The sequence below is a fragment of the Vibrio sp. YT-18 genome, assembly GCF_033337345.1.
Taxonomy (GTDB): Bacteria; Pseudomonadota; Gammaproteobacteria; order Enterobacterales; family Vibrionaceae; genus Vibrio; species Vibrio alginolyticus.
The window spans coordinates 39,033-59,218 of sequence record NZ_JAWOQO010000017.1 but is presented as its reverse complement, the minus strand read 5'-3'; the positions used below and the strand labels follow the sequence as shown (position 1 = coordinate 59,218).

Genomic DNA, 20,186 nt, shown 5'->3' with positions numbered 1-20,186 from the left:
GTGAATTCTGGTGTTAACCGTTTTGGGCGTTTTTGTGCGTGGAGTTTAGTTACTGTATTGGTGTTATTAGCCATATTAGTGACCACGCTGCGCGTCACATTGCCGCAACTTAACCATTTCCAAGATGAGATCAAAACCTGGGTCAAACAAGGCACAGGTTTTGACGTTTCTATTGCCAATGTCGCAGGGACGTGGCGCAATAATCATCCCTCAATTGCGTTACTGGGTTTAGAGGCAAATCTACCAAACGTGCAAGATGCACGCTTCGCTGTTGAAGAAGTCCAAATTGAGTTCGATCTTATTCAATCTCTTTTTCAACTTAAACCTGTAGTTGCAGACCTTACCATTCATAACCTCGCTTTAGACATTCACACGGTAGACATTCTGCCGACTTCTCATCGTCAAGATCCGAAGCCTGAAGTGGATAAGAGCGAAGTGAAACTCATTGACCAACTCGACTCACTTCTTTTACGTCAGTTCGAAGATTTCACTATTAGCGATTCACGGATTTGGTATAAGTCTGTGTCAGGTGAAACTCGCCGTTTAGATATTGAGCAGCTTCGTTGGAGCAATCAAGGGAAACGTCACGTAGCCGAAGGCACGGTTAGCATTGCCGATGTTCGCCTGAACTCATTGTTAGTAAGCGCTAACTTTAAAGATCATGGCTCGTTGCGTGATGTATCTGGTGAGTTTTACGTGAGTGCTCAAGATGTCTCGGTCACACCTTGGCTGACCACTTACATGCAAGAAGAGTCAGGAGCAGAGTCGGGTAAAGTCAGCTTAAATACTTGGCTAACGCTCAAACATAGCCAACCGCATGATGCTTATGTTGAATTGCTGCCTTCCGAGTTGGTGTGGAATGAAGATGGACATCATGAGCTGTTTATTGAGTCTGGAATTTTCAATCTTCGACCAGATAAACAAGGCTGGAAAGTAAATGGCCACTCACTTCAGATCAGAACCGATAATACCCCTTGGCCAGAGCTAGACGTCGCGTTTGATTGGCAACCAAACGGCTGGATGCTTAATCTCTCTCAACTCGACATCGAAGCACTCATTCCGCTCATCAAGCTGGCTCCGGAGTCAGAGTCGACCAGTGACCTTATTAACAAACTAGCACCGAAAGGTCGGGTCGAAGATGTCCGATTGTCAATGAACGGTGGTTTAGACACCTTACGCTACTCGGCTGAACTGGATGAACTCGCGATGACACAATGGGAGCTCCTACCCGGGTTTCATCACGTACAGGGCAGCGTATCGGGGGATGTGAATCAAGCTAAAGCAAAAGTCACCGTCATTGATGATGTCTTTCCGTACGGTGATGTATTCCAAGCTCCGCTGAATATCAAACAAGGTGAAGTCGATATTATCTGGCAGCAAGATGATGCGGGTTGGCGTTTGTGGTCGGATAAAGTGACGGCAGCAACGCCTGATCTTCAAGTTTTGGGGGCATTTCGTCTTGATTTCCCAAAAGAACAAAGCCCATTTTTATCGTTCTATGCCGAAGCGGATCTCTACAACGCGGGTGAAACATGGCGCTATCTACCGACTCTGGCACTTGGACAAGACTTGACCGACTATCTTTCGACCGCGATTCAGGGCGGAAAAGTGAATACAGCGAAATTGTTGTGGTATGGCGAGTTAGGTGATTTTCCTTACAAAGAACATAATGGCATGTTCCAAGCTTGGGTTGGATTAAAAGACGCGAAATTTAGCTTTGATACGGCATGGCCAACCATCACGGATTTGCAGCTAGACTTGCTGTTTGAAAATGATGCCATGTATTTGGATTCAAAATCAGCCACACTAAATGGCGTTCATGCCAAGCGTATCACTGGGCGAATCCCTGAGTTGGCAGAAGGTGGACACATCGAGATTGAAGCGAAAGCAAGCGCGCCGGGTAATGAAGTCCGTGACTACATGATGGCGACGCCATTAGTGGATTCAGTCGGTGCCGCATTGACAGCGCTGCAAGTGAGTGGTCCCGTTTACTCTGAGTTTCAACTCAATATACCGTTTGATTTTGAGAAAGAGTCTCGCGCTTGGGGTTATGCAGATTTAACAGAAAATCGTGTTGATATTGAAGCGCCGCCAATGACGCTTGAAAACGCCACAGGGCGCATCACCTTCGACAATGATGTGGTTACCACATCGGGTTTGTCGGCCGAATTATTACAACAGCCTATCTCTCTTGATTTCCATGGAGAGAGTGCGGAGCAAGGCTACAACGTGACAATTAATACATTAGGAGATTGGGATGTCGAGCCTCTCAAACCCTATGTCGGTGAGCGTTGGTTAAACCTTGTTTCTGGCCATGCGCCGTGGCAAATGGACATTGACTTGCAACTCAATGATGTTGGTTTCACTTATCAGCTTGAAGTGCTGGCGCAGCTAAATCGTCTGGCTAGTCAATATCCTTATCCTTTAGCGAAACAAATTGGCGAGTCTGGACAAGCGAAACTGCAAGCATCCGGCAACCAAGAGAGTATTTCAGCAAGACTACAGATCCCAAATGTGAAGTATCAAACTGAGATAGATATCGCTGGCGATGTCCCGGTTCTGACTGCGACTCATTTAATGGTTGGCAAAGGTGGCTTCCGGATTAGTCCTATTGTCGGGCACGATGCTTCGGTGCGTGTCGAAGAACTGAATTTAGACCAATGGGCTGAGCTTGCGCAGGTCTCTGAGAGCAAGCCTTCATCGTCTGTTTTGGCAAGCATGAAAACGCCGACCATTCCATTGCCGACACGCATTGAAGTTGAAACGCCAAACTTACAGCTCGGTGGGATTGAGTTTCATGATGTGGATTTTTCAGCAAGCAAGAAAAATTTGAGTTGGCAACTCGATGTGGACAGTCAAGAGGTTAAAGGGAAAGCTAACTATCTGAAACCCTATGATCTATCGGTCTCTCTAGAGCACTTGCATCTGTACATCCCAGGGTTTGAAGAGATGACCAAAGAGCGCAGTTCAATCTTTGCGAGTGAAGATCAAAACGCACCTTTGATTACCAATTTTGACCGCAAGTTTCACGCAGAGATGCCAAACTTAACTTTGAACATCGATGATTTTTGGCTGCAAGGCTACAAAGTGGGCAAAGTTAATGTTGATTTACAGCGTCGTGAGAACCGCTTGGAGTGGAAAAATATCACCTTTAGTAGCGGCAAAAACCGCATTGATATGAGTGGTTGGTGGGACCTGACGAAAGAGAGTAGCCATTCCAACTTAACCATGAAAATGAAAGGTGATAACAACACCGATCTTATGGAGCGCTTTGGTATTACATCAGGCATTCAACAAGCACCATTTGAGATCAATGCCAATATGGAATGGGACGGCGCACCTTGGTCAATGAAGACACAAACCTTGCAAGGAAACGTCTCAACGGAATTTGGTAAAGGCGTGATCAGTGAAGTTAGTGGTGCGGCACGCTTGTTAGGCTTGTTCAGCTTGGATTCTATCATCCGTAAGATGCAGCTCGACTTTACCGATGTATTCGATAAAGGCATGGCATTCAACTCGATCTCGGGAACGGGCAAAATCCAAGACGGTGTGTTTATCACCAATGATATCGTAATGGATGCGTTAGCAGGGGAAATGCAAATCCGCGGTATCGCTAATATGAACAGCAGAATGGTTGATGCGGAAGTGAAATTCACACCAGACATCACATCAGGCTTACCAATGCTGACCGCGTTTGCCGTTGCGCCTCAAACTGCTTTGTATGTCTTGGCCATCTCTACGGTGATATCTCCGGTGGTTGAGGTCTTCACTCAAGTCAATTATGAAGTGAAAGGCCCACTAGATTCACCAACGGTGAAAGAAATTTCGCGAAGTAAAGGTGAATACAAGCTGCCAGAAAAACTGCGTGAACAGGCCAAATAACTCACCGAATATAATGGAATAGGGAGGAAACACATGGAGCGTGTTGGCATTATTCAAATGACTTCGGGTCCGGATATTAACGCGAATTTGGACTTCATTGAAAAACAGTGTGCTTTAGCGAGCAAGCAAGGTGCCAAACTTGTTCTTACTCCTGAAAATACAGTGCTATTTTCCAGTCGCGAAGCTTATCATCAACATGCAGAGCCACTTGGCAGTGGCATGATTCAACAGCGGCTCTGTGAAATCGCTAGAAAGAACCAGTTAACGCTAATTGTCGGAAGCATGCCCATTCAAACCGCAAAAGGTGTCACCACCACAACACTGGTATTTCCGCCGCACGGTAAATGCATTGCTCACTATGACAAACTGCATATGTTTGATGTCGACGTAGCCGATGGTTATGGTAGTTATCGTGAGTCGGATACGTTTATGGCGGGTAATCAAATAGTCGTTGCGGAAACTGATATCGGCAGTGTTGGATTGAGTATTTGTTATGATTTACGTTTCCCAGAACTTTATAAAGTATTGCGTCAAAAAGGGGCGGATATCATTGTGGTGCCCGCTGCGTTTACCGCTGTGACGGGGCAAGCTCACTGGGAAGTATTATTGCGAGCTAGAGCGATTGAGACACAATGTTGGATTTTGGCAAGCGGACAAACTGGAACGCATCCATGTGGACGAAAAACATGGGGACACTCAATGGTCGTTGACCCTTGGGGACGTATCCATAAACAGCTTCAGGATGAAGTAGGTTTATTGGTGACTGAGATAGATTTGTCACAAAGCCAACAAGTAAGGCAGAATATGCCGCTGACTCAACACAGTCGCTTTCAAAATGAATTGAGACGGAAATAAAAGAGCTAACTATGAGCACAAACCAAATAGAACAGGCACTCCTTGCCCCAAATGGTCTGACAGAACAAGACATTGCTGACACGCTTGCCAGCATTGCGACGCGCCAGATCGATTATGCGGACATTTACTTTCAGTCCAGCTGGCATGAGTCTCTGGTTCTAGAAGACAGCATCATCAAAGATGGCTCTTTTAACATTGATTGTGGTGTTGGTGTCCGTGCAGTAACTGGCGAGAAAACAGGCTTTGCCTACTCTGATCAAATCCAGCCTGAAGGCCTGAAGCAGAGTGCAATGGCGGCGCGCGGTATTGCTCAGCAAGGGCAAAATGGCAAAGTCCAAGCGTTTAAACGCACCGAAAACCAAGCGTACTACGCGGCTGTGAATCCACTAGCTGAATGGGAAAAGCAGCAAAAAACAGAATTACTCAAATCTCTAGATGCTTACATCCGCACTAAAGAACCATTGATTAAAGAAGTTTCGATCAGCATCAGCGGTGTGCATGAGCAGATGCTTGTTGCGGCAACAGACGGTACTTATGCAGGCGATATTCGTCCTTTGGTGCGTTTGTCTATTAGCGTGCTCGCACAAAAAGGTGAACGACGTGAACGCGGTAGTGCTGGTGGCGGCGGCCGTTTCGGTTACGATTTCTTTTTAACGGAAAGCAATGGTGTGAAACAAGCTTTTCATTACGCAGACGAAGCGATTCGCATGGCGTTAATCAACCTTGAAGCAGAAGCCGCACCAGCTGGCATGATGCCAGTGGTATTGGGCTCAGGTTGGCCTGGCGTGTTGCTACACGAAGCGGTAGGTCATGGCCTAGAAGGTGACTTTAACCGGAAGGAATCTTCGGTTTTCTCTGGCAAAATGGGTCAACAAGTGACGTCTTCGTTGTGTACCATCGTCGATGATGGCACGTTAAAAGACCTTCGTGGTTCACTGAATGTGGATGATGAAGGGGTAAACGGTCAGTACAACACGCTTATCGAGAATGGTGTGCTGAAAGGCTATATGCAAGACAAGCTAAACGCGCGGCTAATGGGTGTAAATCCAACGGGTAACGGTCGTCGTGAATCGTATGCACACTTGCCAATGCCTCGTATGACCAACACCTACATGCTTCCAGGTGAACATACGCCAGAAGAAATTATCTCGACGGTCGAGAAAGGGTTGTATGCGCCAAACTTTGGTGGCGGCCAGGTGGACATTACTTCGGGTAAGTTTGTGTTCTCTGCATCGGAAGCGTACTTGATTGAAAACGGTAAAATTACGCGCCCTGTTAAAGGTGCGACGTTGATTGGCTCAGGTATCGAAGCAATGCAGCAAGTGTCTATGGTCGGTAACGACCTAAGTATCGACAAGGGCGTTGGCGTATGTGGTAAAGCAGGTCAAAGTGTGCCAGTTGGTGTTGGTCAGCCGACCTTGAAGCTGGACTCACTGACAGTGGGTGGCACGGAGTAACTCAGTCGAATCGTTATAAAAAGAGCGCTCATTAGAGCGCTCTTTTGCTTTGTGAGTCGGTGTCAATTACAGGTTTTCTTCAGCAAATTCCGCCAAGCGGCTACGAACCACGCCGTTGAGGTGAATATTTGCGCTGCCTTCAAAGTTCTTGAAGCGCTCAACCATGTACGTCAATCCTGATGTCACTGGGGTGAGGTAATGAGAGTCAATCTGCGCCAAGTTACCGGAGCAGACGATTTTGGTTCCTTCGCCACAGCGGGTAATGATGGTTTTGATTTGTGATGCAGTGAGGTTTTGACACTCATCAAGCAGTACAAACGCATTTTGAATCGAACGGCCACGCATAAAGTTGATCGATTTAAATTGAATGTTGGCTTTATCGCAGATGTACTTCAATGAGCCTTCAGTGCAGTGATCGTGTTTATGTAGTGCTTCCAAGGTATCGGTCACCGCCGCTAACCACGGCATCATTTTCTCCTCTTCGGAGCCGGGTAAGAAGCCGATGGATTCACCGATATCTGGCGTGTTACGTGTTACGATAATTTTATCGAACATGCTTTTTTCAATGGTTTGCTCCAATGCTGCTGCCATTGCCAGTAATGTCTTACCACTACCCGCCGCACCCGTTAGAATCACCAAGTCAATTTCTGGATCGAGTAAGGCATCTAACGCCATTCCCTGGTAGATATTTTTAGGTGTGATGTCCCAAGCCTTACGATGCATTAGACGTTCGCGGCTCAGGTCGAGAAGCGTTAGCTTGTCTTCATTGATGGTTTCTACGCGACCAGCAAAGTCACTGTCTTCATCAATAACGTATTGGTTGATAAAGGTTGGGTCGAAGGGTTCGCGACTGAGTTTGTGGTAAGTTTTTCCGCCCAGAGCATAGCTTTCTACTTCCTCAATACCGCTCCAGAAATCACCTTCACGCAATTGAAAGCCTTTGGTTAGGTATTGAATGTCGTCAATCAGTTGGTCGGTTCTATAGTCCTCAACAAAGCGTACACCAGCCCCTTTGGCTCGCAGACGCATGTTGATGTCTTTCGTGATCAGTACCACTTCACGTGGTGCACGTTTATTTTGCAGATAAAGCACCGCGTTGAGAATACGGTTGTCACCGGCTTTGTCGGCGAAGGCTTTGACAGTTTCCTGCAGTTCAAAATCCGCCAAAATGGAAATAGTACCTTGGTCGGGGTTGTCTTTAGAAACAGGAATGCCTTCAGAGATTTCATCTGGCGTTGCTTCTTTAAACAAATCTTCCAAGGTGCGAATAGCCACGCGCGCATCTCTTGCAACGTCGCGCTTACTGTCTTTGATTCGGTCGAGTTCTTCCAACACGGTCATGGGGATAACGACATCGTGTTCTTGGAAAGAGAAGATGGCAAAGGGTTCATGAAGAAGAATGTTGGTATCGAGTACAAACAGTTTCCGATCGGTATCGCCCATAGCGTCTCCTTGCCGTAGTACGGCTCTGCATGCGAGTTGTTAGGTCGTTTCCAAATAGGTGTGAAGTGACCTAACTCTGATTGCTTGCAATAGAGGTTGTCGGGCTGATGTCGGCTAGTGTGCAACCGAGTAGCAAGACAACTTACTGCAAACCCGTGTTGATCCTAATCGTGTACTAACGCGCTTAAATCATATGCAATGGTTTTAAACGCCCCTCATTAGAAGTATACGTAATATTTACGTTCTACAACTTAATAATTGGCATGAGTATTTTACAATTTGATTGCATTTAGAGTTTGGGAAAAAAAGTTTCTGCTTGGTGCGGTTTCGGCGTGACCTAAATCACAGCTTCAAGTAAGATTAGCGACCTTTTTCTGCGTATAGGCTACGTCCGATTTATCATGTTGAGCTGGCTTAAAAAATACTCAGTTCATACTGGAATGACGAATGCTATCGGCATAGCAGAAGCCAGAATCAGATCTAAACTATTATCCATGCCTACGGGCATGAGTAGACCAACAAGAAATACGAATCAAGAACTAATAACGAGGTAGTCAATTCATGACATTTGCTTTGGGGCAGCGCTGGATTAGCGATACGGAAAGCGATTTAGGTTTAGGTACCGTTGTAGCAATGGATGCTCGTACTGTGACATTGATGTTTGCAGCGTCAGAGGAAAACCGAGTTTACGCACGTAACGATGCACCTGTTACCCGAGTCACCTTTAATGTTGGGGATGTCATCGATTGCCAAGAAGGTTGGTCTCTAAAAGTAGAAGAAGTACTGGAAGATGAAGGTCTTTACACCTATTTCGGTACTCGTGAAGACACGCAAGAAACCGCTGTTGTTCTGCGTGAGATTTTTCTTAGCAACCAAATTCGTTTTAACAAACCTCAAGATAAGTTGTACGCCGGTCAAATCGACCGTATGGACAACTTTGTTCTGCGTTACCGTGCGCTAACCAACCAGTTTGAGCAGCATAAGAGCCCAATGCGTGGCCTATGTGGTATGCGTGCAGGTTTGATCCCTCATCAGCTTTACATCGCGCACGAAGTTGGCCGTCGTCACGCGCCACGCGTCTTGTTGGCGGATGAGGTAGGTTTGGGTAAAACCATCGAAGCGGGCATGATCATCCACCAACAAGTTCTGTCTGGTCGTGCCGAACGCATTTTGATTGTGGTGCCTGAAACACTGCAGCATCAATGGCTGGTTGAGATGATGCGTCGTTTCAATCTGCATTTCTCTATCTTTGACGAAGAGCGCTGTATCGAAGCTTTTGCGGATGCAGAAAACCCATTTGATACTCAGCAATATGTGCTGTGTTCTTTGGATTTCCTACGCAAGAGCCGCAAGCGTTTTGAACAAGCACTGGAAGGTGAATGGGACCTACTGGTCGTCGATGAAGCGCATCACCTTGAATGGAGCCAAGATAAACCGAGCCGTGAATACCAAGTGGTAGAAGGCTTGGCTGAACGTACTCCAGGTGTGTTGCTACTGACTGCAACGCCAGAGCAGCTTGGTCGTGAGAGTCACTTTGCTCGTCTGCGTTTGTTGGATCCAGACCGCTTCTATGATTACGAAGCGTTCGTTGAGGAAGAAGAGCAATACGCGCCCGTAGCAGATGCGATTACTTCACTCTTTTCCGGTGAAAAGCTACCTAATGAAGCAAAAAACCAGATCACTGAGTTGTTGTCTGAACAAGACGTAGAACCACTTTTCCGTATTATCGAAAGTGAAGCGGACGAAGAAGCTAAAGCGTCGGCACGCCAAGAGCTGATCGATAACTTGATGGATCGTCATGGTACAGGGCGTGTTCTGTTCCGTAATACGCGCGCGGCCATCAAAGGCTTCCCTACGCGTAACGTGCATCTGATGCCAATGGATATTCCACCGCAATACACTACATCAATGCGTGTTGCTGGGATGATTGGCGGTAAGATGAGTTCTGAAGCACGTGCGATGAAGAACCTTTACCCGGAAGAAATTTTCCAAGAATTTGAAGGCGATGACGCGAGCTGGTGGCAGTTTGACTCGCGTGTGAATTGGTTGCTTGAAAAAGTAAAAGAGAAGCGCAGCGAGAAAATCCTCGTGATTGCTTCTCGTGCGAGTACCGCGCTGCAATTGGAGCAAGCACTGCGTGAGCGTGAAGGTATCCGCGCCACCGTTTTCCACGAAGGTATGTCGATTCTTGAACGTGACAAAGCGGCGGCTTACTTTGCGCAAGAAGAAGGTGGAGCACAAGTTCTTATCTGTAGCGAAATCGGCTCTGAAGGTCGTAACTTCCAGTTTGCCAACCAACTTGTCATGTTCGACTTGCCATTCAACCCAGACTTGCTTGAGCAACGTATTGGTCGTTTGGACCGTATCGGTCAAAATCGCGATATCGACATTCATGTTCCTTACCTGAAAGGCACATCGCAAGCGATCTTAGCACGTTGGTTCGATGAAGGCCTGAACGCTTTTGCGGAAACCTGCCCAACAGGCCGTGCTGTTTACGATAAGTACTCCGATGATCTGATTGAAATTCTTGCCTCTGGTGATACCAGCACGCTAGATGAGATCATTGAAGCGTCAGCAAAAATGAATAAAGAGCTGAAATCCCAATTGGAGCAAGGCCGTGATCGCCTATTAGAAATGCATTCAAATGGCGGGGAAAAAGCACAACAAATCGTTGAGAAAATTGAATCAACCGACGGCGATACCAATCTGGTCACCTTTGCACTTTCTCTATTTGACACGATTGGCTTGAATCAAGACGATAAAGGTGAAAACGCCCTGATTGTGACCCCATCTGAGCACATGATGGTGCCAAGCTACCCAGGTCTGCCATACGAAGGAGCGACGATCACGTTTGATCGTGATACAGCGTTATCTCGTGAAGATATGCACTTTATCAGTTGGGAACACCCAATGATCCAGGGTGGTATCGATCTTCTTATGAGTGAAGGGGTGGGGACGTCTGCGGTATCTCTATTGAAAAACAAAGCGTTACCAGTCGGGACTATTCTTCTTGAGTTGATTTACGCGGTAGATGCGCAAGCGCCAAAACGCAGTGGTATCGCGCGCTTCTTACCGAAAACGCCAATCCGTTTGATGATGGACTCGCGTGGTAATGATTTGTCTGCTCAAGTGGAGTTTGAAAGCTTTAACCGCCAGCTCAGCCCTGTAAACCGTCACTTAGGTAGCAAGTTGGTTACGTCGGTACAGAAAGACGTACACCGCTTAATTGAAGCCGGTGATGTTCTTATTGAAGAGAAGGTCGAAGAAGTACGCAAGCAAGCTCATCAAGATATGCAGCACAGTTTGAATGCAGAGCTTGAGCGTTTGCAAGCACTGAAAGCGGTGAACCCAAATATTCGTGACGAAGAAATTGAAGCTATCGACGCACAAATTAAAGAGCTTACTGGTTATATCAACCAAGCTCAGGTTCAGCTCGACTCGCTGCGTTTGATTGTGGTGAGCCACAACTAAGTAAGTATTTATTGCTCATTAAAAAAAGGTCTTCAGTTGAAGACCTTTTTCTTTATTTACGGTTTAGTTTCTTTATGCGGAATGCATTAATCACTGATAGCTACCTCATTTACATTAACCACTTCCACCAGATAAATACAGCCAAGAAGCCAAACAAGTAAATCAGGCCTGCAATCGACAACCACTTTAGTTTAGGTCCAACAGCCAAAGGCTCAGGTAACTCAGTTTTGCTCACTAAGGTGTAATTTAGCAGAGCAAAGAATGGCGTGGTCATAAAGGCGAGAATCATCGCAAAGTTCAGCATAGGCAATAACGCAGAAGCCCAGAAAACCACAATACCTAATGCAAGTAAGGAGACTACCAGCATGATCGCTGAAGTGGTTTTAGGGTTAGTGTCTGGTTGTGAGCGCAGTAGACGTTGAGAGTCAGAAATAACGCGTGAGTAGCCATCAATAACGGTAATCGTGCTGCCAAAGATACAGAAAAACGCAATTACCGCGATTAAGTAACGAGACCATTCGCCAATTGTTGCCGCATATAAGCCAACCAATTGGTGGGAGAAGCCAACGCCAGAGCTTTCAAGCGCAACGCCAGAACCATAAAGCATCAAAGAGCCTAGCGATACAAAGATAATGGCAAGAAACGCCGTGCCAATATAACCGACATTAAAGTCAAATAGAGCAGAGCGGTATGTTACTTCTTGCTGGCTTGATTGGCGTTTTAGCCACGCTGAGGTTAAACAGGAGATCTCTATCGGTGCAGGCATCCACCCCATTGTCACGACGATAAAACCAATAGCCGCAATAGACCAAGGTGACGGCGGCTCGAAGTTGGCTACTTGCTCAACAGGGTTACCAAAGGCGATAGAAACAGCGAGTAAAGTCGCGATGGTTAACACCGACATGATCACTTTAGATAGCGTATCGAGCGCTTTGTAATGGCCAGCAAATAATATGATCAGGCAGGTGACAATCACAATGATACTGAGTGATGCCATTGATAGTGAAAACGGAATGAAGTAGCCCAGCAAGCTAGCACTAAACATCAACAAAGCGGCGGTATTGATGACGGCCGATACCACGCTCAGAAATAGAAATAGCCATAGATAAGGCCGACCTAATTTCGCGTAGCCCTCAACCAAGGTGAGCCCTGTCCCCATGGTGTACTGTACGCCCGCTCGGAAAAAAGGGTATTTAAACAGGTTTACGAGCAGAATCAGTGCAGCCAATTGCCAACCATAAATCGCACCAGCCTTGGTTGATGCGACGAGGTGAGAGCCACCGACCGCAGCAGATGCCATTAATATGCCGGGGCCTAGCGAACGAAAAAATAAGGAAAGTTTGGATTGGGGTTTATCTATAACGGCGGAGTCCATTGCTTATTGTCCTTTTTATCTTATGTATCTTTCTAAAGAGATACATACCGCAGTACATGACAGGCTGAGCGATCGCCCTATACTGCGCAACGGTAATGTCTTTTAAATGCTGTGTTTTGGTGTATTTATTTTAAGTATTCTTTGCGAATATCATGCTGTGTGCATCTAGCACTCTATTCAGTTATGCGTCTTGTTGTCAAACTAAATTTACAACGTGCTATTTTTAGTTTTTATGCTAAAGGATTGACTTTGTTTTATTGGGTTGAACTTTTCTTCCGAACCCTGCATCTGGGTGCTATTTGGGTATATAATCGCGGCGTTTTTATTTTGTAGAGATCTCCCATGGCAATGCTTGAATATACCCCTCCCACCGACCCTTGGGTTGATATCGTTTTTGAGGATGACGACATTCTGGCAGTGAATAAGCCATCAGGGCTGCTGTCTGTCCCTGGTCGCCTTACAGAGCATTACGACAGCATGTGGAGCCGCCTCAAAGAGTTGCATCCAGAAATTCAAGTTGTGCATCGCTTGGATATGTCGACATCAGGGTTGATGTTGCTGGCGAAAAACAAACCCGCGGAGCGAGCATTAAAAAAGCAGTTCCAATATCGCCTCACTCACAAGGTGTATTACGCACGTGTTTGGGGGCATGTTGAGCCGCAAGAAGGGAATATTGATCTTCCATTAATTTGTGATTGGCCAAATCGTCCACGACAAAAAGTATGTTTTGACGACGGCAAACCATCTCAAACTTTATTCCAAGTAGTGAAGCGTGAAGTGCACCCTGATGGCACCCATACGACCGTTGTGCGACTACTGCCCATTACTGGTCGATCGCATCAGTTACGCGTGCATTTGATGGCGATTGGTCATGCGATTATTGGTGATGAGTTTTATGCAACTGAAAAGGCGTATCAGTTTTCAGAGCGTTTAGAGTTGCACGCTGCGGAGTTAAGTTTTTATCACCCAGTCACAGAACAGTTGAGCAGTATTTTTGTACCCTGTGACTTTTATCCTGAAGCCGAGGCGATGATCTTTAACTATTTTTCGCCAGAGCGTACATTGCCTGATTATAAAACGTTGCCACACCCTTAATGCCAATTGCACTCAACAGCGGTTCTTTCTAGTTCGCTATTTTTGGCTATTTCGTTACTGTGGTTGATGTATCCTGTCTTTCAGCCGTGAACAAGGAGTTGTTATGTCTTTGCCAAGCATCGTATTTTTAGATCGAGCGACCATCCCAGAACATATTGAGATCCCACGACCTGGCTTTCCGCACCACTGGCGTGAGTACGACCTAACTGCGCCTGGGCAGGTAATAGAAAGGTTAGCAGATGCCGATATCGTGATTAGCAATAAAGTCGTGCTTGACCAACATGTATTAGAGCAACTACCAAAATTACGGATGATCGCGGTTGCCGCAACTGGTTTTAACAACGTCGATGTAAACTACTGTGCTAATCATGATATTGCGGTTGCTAATGTACGTGGTTACGCGACGCGTTCGGTGCCCGAGCACGTGATGGCAATGTTATTCGCTTTAAGACGGAATTTATTTGGGTACCACCAAGATATTGCCGCAGGTGAGTGGCAGCGTAACCAGCAGTTTTGTTTTTTTACTCACCCAATCGGGGATATTGGTGGTAGCACGTTAGGTGTTGTTGGTAGTGGGGCGCTAGGGCAAGCGACGGCGAATCTGGCTCAAGCGTTAGGAATGACCGTGTTGTTTTCTGAGCGTAAAGGGACGGCAGAATGTCGGCCTGGTTATGTGTCGTTTGAGGAAGTATTAAAACGCTCCGATGCGCTGACTTTGCATTGCCCGCTTAACGATCATACTCAGAATTTAATTGGTCAAGCAGAGTTGCAACAAATGAAGTCCAACGCCATTTTGATTAATACAGGGCGTGGAGGTTTGGTGGATGAGAGCGCACTGGTGGATGCCTTAAAACAGCAAGAAATTGCAGCGGCTGGTTTTGATGTTTTTACACAAGAACCGGCTGATGAGAGCAATCCGCTGATTGCCAATATGAGTTTACCTAATTTGTTACTGACACCGCATGTTGCATGGGGCAGCGACTCATCTATCCAACGTTTAGCGGAAATCTTGATTGAGAACATTAACGCTTTCGAGCGCGGAGACCGCGTTAATCGCTTAGTGTAACGCTGACTGTAAAACCAAAGATAAAAAAAGCAGACATTGACGTCTGCTTTTTGCGTTTAAATCGAATGCTCATTGCTTGAGCCCTCGAATTAAAACTCTTCTTCGTTGAGACCTTTTAGGATCTGGAAGATTTCGCGGTACGCTTTTGCTGGTTTCCCAGCTTTTCTCTCTTTCGCTGCTTGGCGAGCAAGTTGGCGTAGACGCTGACGATCCGCTTCTGGGTACATTTCCATTACGTCATCAATGGCTTTGTCGCCTTCTTCCACTACGCGATCACGCAACGCTTCAAGTTTGTGGAATACCGCCGTTAATTGAGAGTGCTTATTACGAATTTTATCCAGTGCGGCTTGGATTGGCTCTGGATCTTCGTAACGCATCAATTTACCGATACGTTGTAATTGGCGACGACGCGCTTCATTTTTAAAGCGTTGCGCGTCAGCAATTGCTTCTCGTAAATCTTCGCTCAATGGAAACTTTTCTAGAACTGAAGGTTTGAGGCCGACAAGCTCCTCACCTAGCTTTTGCAGTTCTTCCATGTCTCGCTTCATCTCGGATTTACTTACCCAGATGATCTCTTCTTCTGGTTCCCATGGCGCTTTTTGATTCTTACGTGCCATTTCAGTTGCCTGTGTTTTGATTAATATTATGACTATTTTAACAAGAATCATGGGGAGAAAGCGAAATTCTTGTTATCCTATTGTTCATCAAAGACAAGATGTGAAAGACAATGGATATTAAACAGCAGGTTGCTGAGCAACGTACCGAGCTAGAGCAAGCCGTCGCAAGAGCCTTAAAGCTTGCATCGGCAAAATCTGACGCCGCCGAAGTCGCAATTACTAAAAGCACTGGTTTAAGTGTTTCAACTCGTATGGGTGAAGTAGAAAATGTCGAGTTCAACAGCGATGGTGCGCTGGGCATTACCGTTTACCGAGGTCAACGCAAAGGCAGTGCTTCCACGTCTGATTTAAGTGAAGCTGCAATCGAGCAAACCGTTATAGCGGCGCTAGATATTGCACATTACACATCTGAAGACCCATTTGCAGGCCCTGCACCGAAAGAATACATGGTGCAAGAGATCCCTGAGCTTGATCTTTTCCACCCTGACGCACCCGATCCAGACTATGCTGCCAATGTGGCGATTGCAGCAGAAAAAGAGGCGCTAAATTATAATAGTGCAATCAAACAAAGTGATGGCGCGAGTTATGATAGTCATTACGGCGTGAAAGTGTATGGCAATAGCCATGGCTTATTAGCTAGTTATGCGTCTAGCCGACATAGTACTAGCTGTTGTGTAATTGGCGTTGGTCAAAACGGCGAGATGGAACGTGATTACAGCTACACCGTGGCACGTCATCGTGATGACTTATGGACCCCAGAAACGGTGGGTCGTAAGGCGGCAGAGAATACGGTTAACCGCCTAGATGCGCAGCGTCTAAAAACAGGTCAATACCCAATCATGTTTGCGGCTGATGTTGCGACAGGCTTGATTGGCCATCTCGTTATGGCGATCAGCGGTGGTAACCTGTACCGAAAATCTTCTTTCTTACTTGACCATCTAGGCAAACAAGTGCTTCCTGAATGGTTCAATATCTCAGAACGTCCGCATGTATTGCGTGGTTTGGCATCAAGTCCATTCGATAGTGAAGGTGTGTACACTCAAGACCGTGAGATCATTACCGACGGTGTGCTAGCAACTTATCTGTTAACCAGTTATGCCGCACGTAAAATGAAGATGACGCCGACAGGTCACGCTGGTGGGATTCATAACTGGTACGTGAAGTCGACAGGCCAAAACTTCGAGCAAATGCTTAAAGAGCTCGGTACTGGTCTTCTAGTGACAGAGGTTATGGGACAAGGTGTGAACGTGGTAACGGGTGATTACTCTCGCGGTGCCGCAGGCTTCTGGGTTGAGAACGGCGAGATCCAATACCCAGTATCAGAAATTACCATCGCAGGTAATCTAAAAGACATGTTCACCAAGATTGTAGCGGTTGGTAGTGATATTGAAACGCGCTCACAAATCCAAACGGGCTCTATCCTACTGGATACCATGAAAGTGGCGGGTGAATAAGCTTTTCTAGCAATTCAGAATCAAAAAAGCCTGATGTGTTCATCAGGCTTTTTCGTTTTTTCTGTTAGGTAATCAGTATTGTGGCAAGCCCTAAGAAGACAGATAAACCAATCACATCCGTCACCGTTGTTAATGCCATACCACCAGCTAAAGCAGGATCGATGTTCATTTTTTTCAATAGGATTGGAATCGTTACTCCGGCAATACCTGCGACCAATAAGTTGGTCAGCATGGCGGCGGAAATGATTCCTCCGAGCATCCAGTTACCTTTCCAAGCAACAACAATACCACCAATAATCAGCGCCCACATGATACCGTTGAGTAAGCCGATCGAGGCTTCTTTCATTAACAGTTCACGTTTGTTTGAGTCACCGATATGACCAAGAGCAAGACCACGAATCACTAGTGCGACGGTTTGGTTACCAGCGACACCACCCATGGACGGAACAATCGTCATCAATACTGCAATGGCCGCCATTTGATCTAATGTGGCCTCAAACATATTAGAAACGGAAGCAGCAGCAAGGGCGGCTAATACGTTAGCGCCAAGCCAGATACTGCGTTTGCGAGCTGATTTTACAACAGGCGCGAAAGTATCTTCGTCATCGTCCATACCCGCCATACTCATCATCGAGTGTTCCGCGTCTTCACGAATAACGTCAACCACGTCATCGATGGTGATACGACCGACCAAATGCAAGTTTTCATCAACAACAGGTGCAGATACCCAATTACGGCGTTCGAACAGACTCGCAACATCTGAGTCGCTAGTATCGACGGTGATGGCCTCGTCCGCGTCTTCCATTACATCAATGATTTTTACGTCTGGCTGAGTGGTAATAAGCGTCGTGATCGGCAGTTCACCGATGAGCTTACTCTCTTCATCGATCACATACAGGGCATCCGTAGCTTCTGGAAGCTCGCCTTTCATACGTAGATAACGCAAAACTACGTCCACATCGACGTCACCACGAATTGTGATGACGTCGGTGTTCATCAGTCCACCCGCAGTGTCTTCTGGGTAGGATAGGGCGGTTTCGACCCGTAGACGGTCAGAGGAGTCCATTTGCGACAGGACTTCGCGTGACAGGTTGTCAGGCAAGCTACGCAGTACGTAAGCCACGTCATCGGTATCCATGCCTTCTGTCGCTTCTGCAAGCGCTTCTGGTGCCATTTTGGATACGAGGCTGTCTTTGACATCTTCGTTCAGCTCGTCAAGGATTTCACCATAATCTTCAGGGTCGGTGAGTTGCCAAAGAACTTCACGGCTCTTCCGTGGGGAGGCTTCTAAAAGGTGAGCGATATCCTCAGGTTCCATGTCCTGTAATTGACGACGAACATGGACGAAGCGACCATTTTCTAGCGCTTCTGTGACTTCTTGGAGGGCTTGGTGAGCTTGGTCGAATTCAATTTGCTCTGCCATTCATTCCTCCCAATTCCTGATATTTACAATGCGTTGAATAATAACTTAATTCTAGGCGCCTTTTAATAACAACTTATGATACTAAGCAAATTTATTTATTAGGTCAGGGAAGAGAAAGATAATGGGAGGTAAGAAAAAAGCGAGTAAACTACTCGCCTTCATCAAATTTATCTTCGATCAAGTGGCAAACGGCATCCAGTGCTTCTTCCGCTTGCCCACCCGTTGCGTGGATCGTGACGTATTGTCCTTGAGCGGACTCTAGCATTAACAGGCCCATTACGCTGTCTGCTGTGGCGGTTTTGTCTTCTTCATTGTCGATGGTGATGACCGCTTCAAAGCTCTGTGCCAGTTCGACCAGTTTGACTGCTGCACGAGCATGTAAGCCAAGGCGGTTTTGAATCAATACTTTACGACTTAACTCCACGGCTACTCCTTAGCGTTTTTCTCTAGTGAGGTATGGCGAATTTGTACTTGGTGTCCTTTGTTGGCGAAGTATTCACCGATTTGCTGAGTTAAGTACACCGAGCGGTGCTTACCACCAGTACAACCGATTGCAACGGTCAGGTAGCTGCGGTTGTTTTTCTCAAGCAGAGGTAACCAATTCTCTATAAAGCTTTCAATTTGATATTTCAAACTTAACACCGATTGGTGTTGCTCTAAAAATGCGGCGATAGGAGCATCCAGACCTGTAAGCGGGCGTAGCGCTGGTTCCCAATGTGGGTTAGGTAAGAAGCGAACGTCGAATACGTAATCGGCATCGGAAGGCAGGCCGTATTTAAAACCAAAAGACTCAAATACCATAACGAGCCCTTTGCGATCTCTGCCTTCAACGCGCATACGCACGGTTTCACTCAATTCATGCAAAGACTGCCCACTACTATTTAGGACCAGATCTGCATGCGCTTTGAGTGGCGTCAAAATTTGTTTCTCACGCTCGATGGCTTGATCGAGCGAGAGGGAGGTGCCACCTAAAGATAACGGGTGAATTCGGCGTGTTTCGCTGTAGCGTTTGAGTAGCGTTTCTTTATTGGCGTCCAAGAAAAGCACGGTCACATCAAGCTCAGTTTTTAACTGTTCTAGTGTACTCGTCAGTTCTTTTAGCTTTTTAGGAATATTGCGAATATCAATGCTGACTGCAACATTCTGTTTGCTGTCAGCAACAGAATGAACAAATGCGTCCAGCAAGTTAACTGGTAGGTTATCAACACAGTAGTAACCTAAGTCTTCCAGTACACGAAGCGCAATACTTTTACCGGCACCTGAGTGCCCGCTAACAACGATTAGTCGCATGGAGTTAGTCCTGCTTATTGGTGAATCATGATGTCGTAAAGTTCTTCATCACTCTGAGCATTACGCAGTAGTTTTAATACTTGCTTATCGCTCAGACGTTCTGCCATAGAGGATAGAGTCTTGAGGTGCTCTTTGCACTGTTCTTCTGGTACAAGGAGCGCAAAAAGAAGATCGACAGGTCGATTGTCAATCGCATCAAATTCGATTGCTTCATCACATTGCAGTAAGACAGCAATGGCCTTGTCGCTTGATTGCATTCTCGCGTGAGGGATCGCAATACCGTTTCCGATACCGGTACTGCCCATTTTTTCTCTATTGAGCATGCATTCGAACAGCTCGGTAGAATCTTGGCCCGTTTGATCAGCCACGATACGGCTGATCATTTCAAGGGCGCGTTTTTTACTCGTGCAGTGGACCGCACTTTTGGTGCAGTCCAATGACAGTATTTCGCTCAGTTGCATGATTAATGACTGTTTAGTTTTTCTTTGTGCTTATTAAGTTGGCGAACCAATTTATCTACCAGCGAATCGATCGCGGCATACATATTTTCGTCATCGGCTGATGCGTGGATTTCGCCTTGATTTATGTGAAGCGTAGCTTCCGCGATTTGAGTAATTTTTTCAACTTTTAGTACAACATGCACTTGATTGATGTGGTCGAAGAACCTTTCGAGCTTCTGAAACTTAGAATTTACATAGTCTTGCATTGAATCGGTAAGATCAACGTGATGGCCTTGAATATTGATTTGCATAGACTTT

At 46.3% G+C, this 20,186-nt stretch carries 15 protein-coding genes; 7 read left to right on the top strand and 8 right to left on the bottom strand.

The genetic code is table 11. The annotated features are described in order from the left end of the window. From R7M72_RS19400 to tldD, 3 genes are read left to right on the top strand one after another with little or no spacing between them, the layout of a single operon-like run. Positions 1-3,882, top strand: a complete 3,882-nt coding sequence (locus R7M72_RS19400; protein WP_213885803.1) for a YhdP family protein — start codon at positions 1-3, stop codon at positions 3,880-3,882. 33 nt (positions 3,883-3,915) lie between these two features. Beyond that, complete coding sequence (locus R7M72_RS19395) at positions 3,916-4,737, top strand: carbon-nitrogen hydrolase family protein (protein WP_315956602.1); 822 nt, start codon at positions 3,916-3,918, stop codon at positions 4,735-4,737. 11 nt (positions 4,738-4,748) lie between these two features. Then, positions 4,749-6,194 carry a metalloprotease TldD gene (gene tldD / locus R7M72_RS19390; protein ID WP_005381134.1) on the top strand — a complete coding sequence of 482 codons (1,446 nt, stop codon included), beginning with the start codon at positions 4,749-4,751 and terminating at the stop codon, positions 6,192-6,194. A gap of 66 nt (positions 6,195-6,260) precedes the next feature. Here tldD and R7M72_RS19385 read toward each other — a convergent pair whose 3' ends face one another. Next, on the bottom strand, positions 6,261-7,637 hold the full coding sequence (locus tag R7M72_RS19385; RefSeq protein ID WP_005381133.1) for a PhoH family protein: 1,377 nt from the start codon (positions 7,635-7,637) through the stop codon (positions 6,261-6,263). 561 nt (positions 7,638-8,198) lie between these two features. Between R7M72_RS19385 and rapA the strand changes: the two genes are divergently transcribed. Next, positions 8,199-11,108 carry an RNA polymerase-associated protein RapA gene (rapA, locus tag R7M72_RS19380; RefSeq protein WP_005388434.1) on the top strand — a complete coding sequence of 970 codons (2,910 nt, stop codon included), beginning with the start codon at positions 8,199-8,201 and terminating at the stop codon, positions 11,106-11,108. Between the two features lie 109 nt (positions 11,109-11,217). Here rapA and R7M72_RS19375 read toward each other — a convergent pair whose 3' ends face one another. Beyond that, positions 11,218-12,483 (bottom strand): NRAMP family divalent metal transporter, encoded by a 1,266-nt coding sequence (locus R7M72_RS19375; protein ID WP_005381130.1) that lies wholly within the window; start codon positions 12,481-12,483, stop codon positions 11,218-11,220. Between the two features lie 342 nt (positions 12,484-12,825). Between R7M72_RS19375 and R7M72_RS19370 the strand changes: the two genes are divergently transcribed. Both R7M72_RS19370 and R7M72_RS19365 read left to right on the top strand, forming a co-directional pair. Beyond that, positions 12,826-13,578 (top strand): pseudouridine synthase, encoded by a 753-nt coding sequence (locus tag R7M72_RS19370; protein ID WP_318056296.1) that lies wholly within the window; start codon positions 12,826-12,828, stop codon positions 13,576-13,578. Positions 13,579-13,681: 103 nt separating this feature from the next. Continuing rightward, the gene (locus R7M72_RS19365) at positions 13,682-14,644 is read left to right on the top strand and encodes a D-2-hydroxyacid dehydrogenase (protein ID WP_318056295.1); all 963 of its coding nucleotides are present in this window, start codon (positions 13,682-13,684) and stop codon (positions 14,642-14,644) included. Positions 14,645-14,733: 89 nt separating this feature from the next. On the opposite strand, the gene yjgA is transcribed toward R7M72_RS19365, so the two are convergent. Continuing rightward, positions 14,734-15,261: a ribosome biogenesis factor YjgA gene (yjgA, locus tag R7M72_RS19360; RefSeq protein ID WP_025767614.1), complete on the bottom strand. Its 528-nt coding sequence runs from the start codon at positions 15,259-15,261 to the stop codon at positions 14,734-14,736. Positions 15,262-15,371: 110 nt separating this feature from the next. On the opposite strand from yjgA, the gene pmbA reads away from it, so the two are divergent. Further along, positions 15,372-16,715 carry a metalloprotease PmbA gene (gene pmbA, locus R7M72_RS19355; protein WP_025767615.1) on the top strand — a complete coding sequence of 448 codons (1,344 nt, stop codon included), beginning with the start codon at positions 15,372-15,374 and terminating at the stop codon, positions 16,713-16,715. Between the two features lie 64 nt (positions 16,716-16,779). Here the strand turns inward: pmbA and mgtE are convergent, their stop codons facing one another. The 5 genes from mgtE to hpf form a co-directional block, all read right to left on the bottom strand. Beyond that, positions 16,780-18,138, bottom strand: a complete 1,359-nt coding sequence (mgtE, locus tag R7M72_RS19350; protein ID WP_005381121.1) for a magnesium transporter — start codon at positions 18,136-18,138, stop codon at positions 16,780-16,782. Positions 18,139-18,286: 148 nt separating this feature from the next. Continuing rightward, positions 18,287-18,562: an HPr family phosphocarrier protein gene (locus tag R7M72_RS19345; RefSeq protein WP_005381120.1), complete on the bottom strand. Its 276-nt coding sequence runs from the start codon at positions 18,560-18,562 to the stop codon at positions 18,287-18,289. A gap of 2 nt (positions 18,563-18,564) precedes the next feature. After that, a complete protein-coding gene (gene rapZ / locus R7M72_RS19340; RefSeq protein ID WP_005381118.1) occupies positions 18,565-19,428 on the bottom strand; it encodes an RNase adapter RapZ in 864 nt (287 codons plus the stop codon). A gap of 14 nt (positions 19,429-19,442) precedes the next feature. Continuing rightward, the gene (gene ptsN / locus R7M72_RS19335; RefSeq protein WP_005381116.1) at positions 19,443-19,889 is read right to left on the bottom strand and encodes a PTS IIA-like nitrogen regulatory protein PtsN; all 447 of its coding nucleotides are present in this window, start codon (positions 19,887-19,889) and stop codon (positions 19,443-19,445) included. A gap of 2 nt (positions 19,890-19,891) precedes the next feature. After that, the gene (gene hpf / locus R7M72_RS19330) at positions 19,892-20,179 is read right to left on the bottom strand and encodes a ribosome hibernation promoting factor (protein WP_005381114.1); all 288 of its coding nucleotides are present in this window, start codon (positions 20,177-20,179) and stop codon (positions 19,892-19,894) included. Between the last annotated feature and the right edge of the window lie 7 nt (positions 20,180-20,186).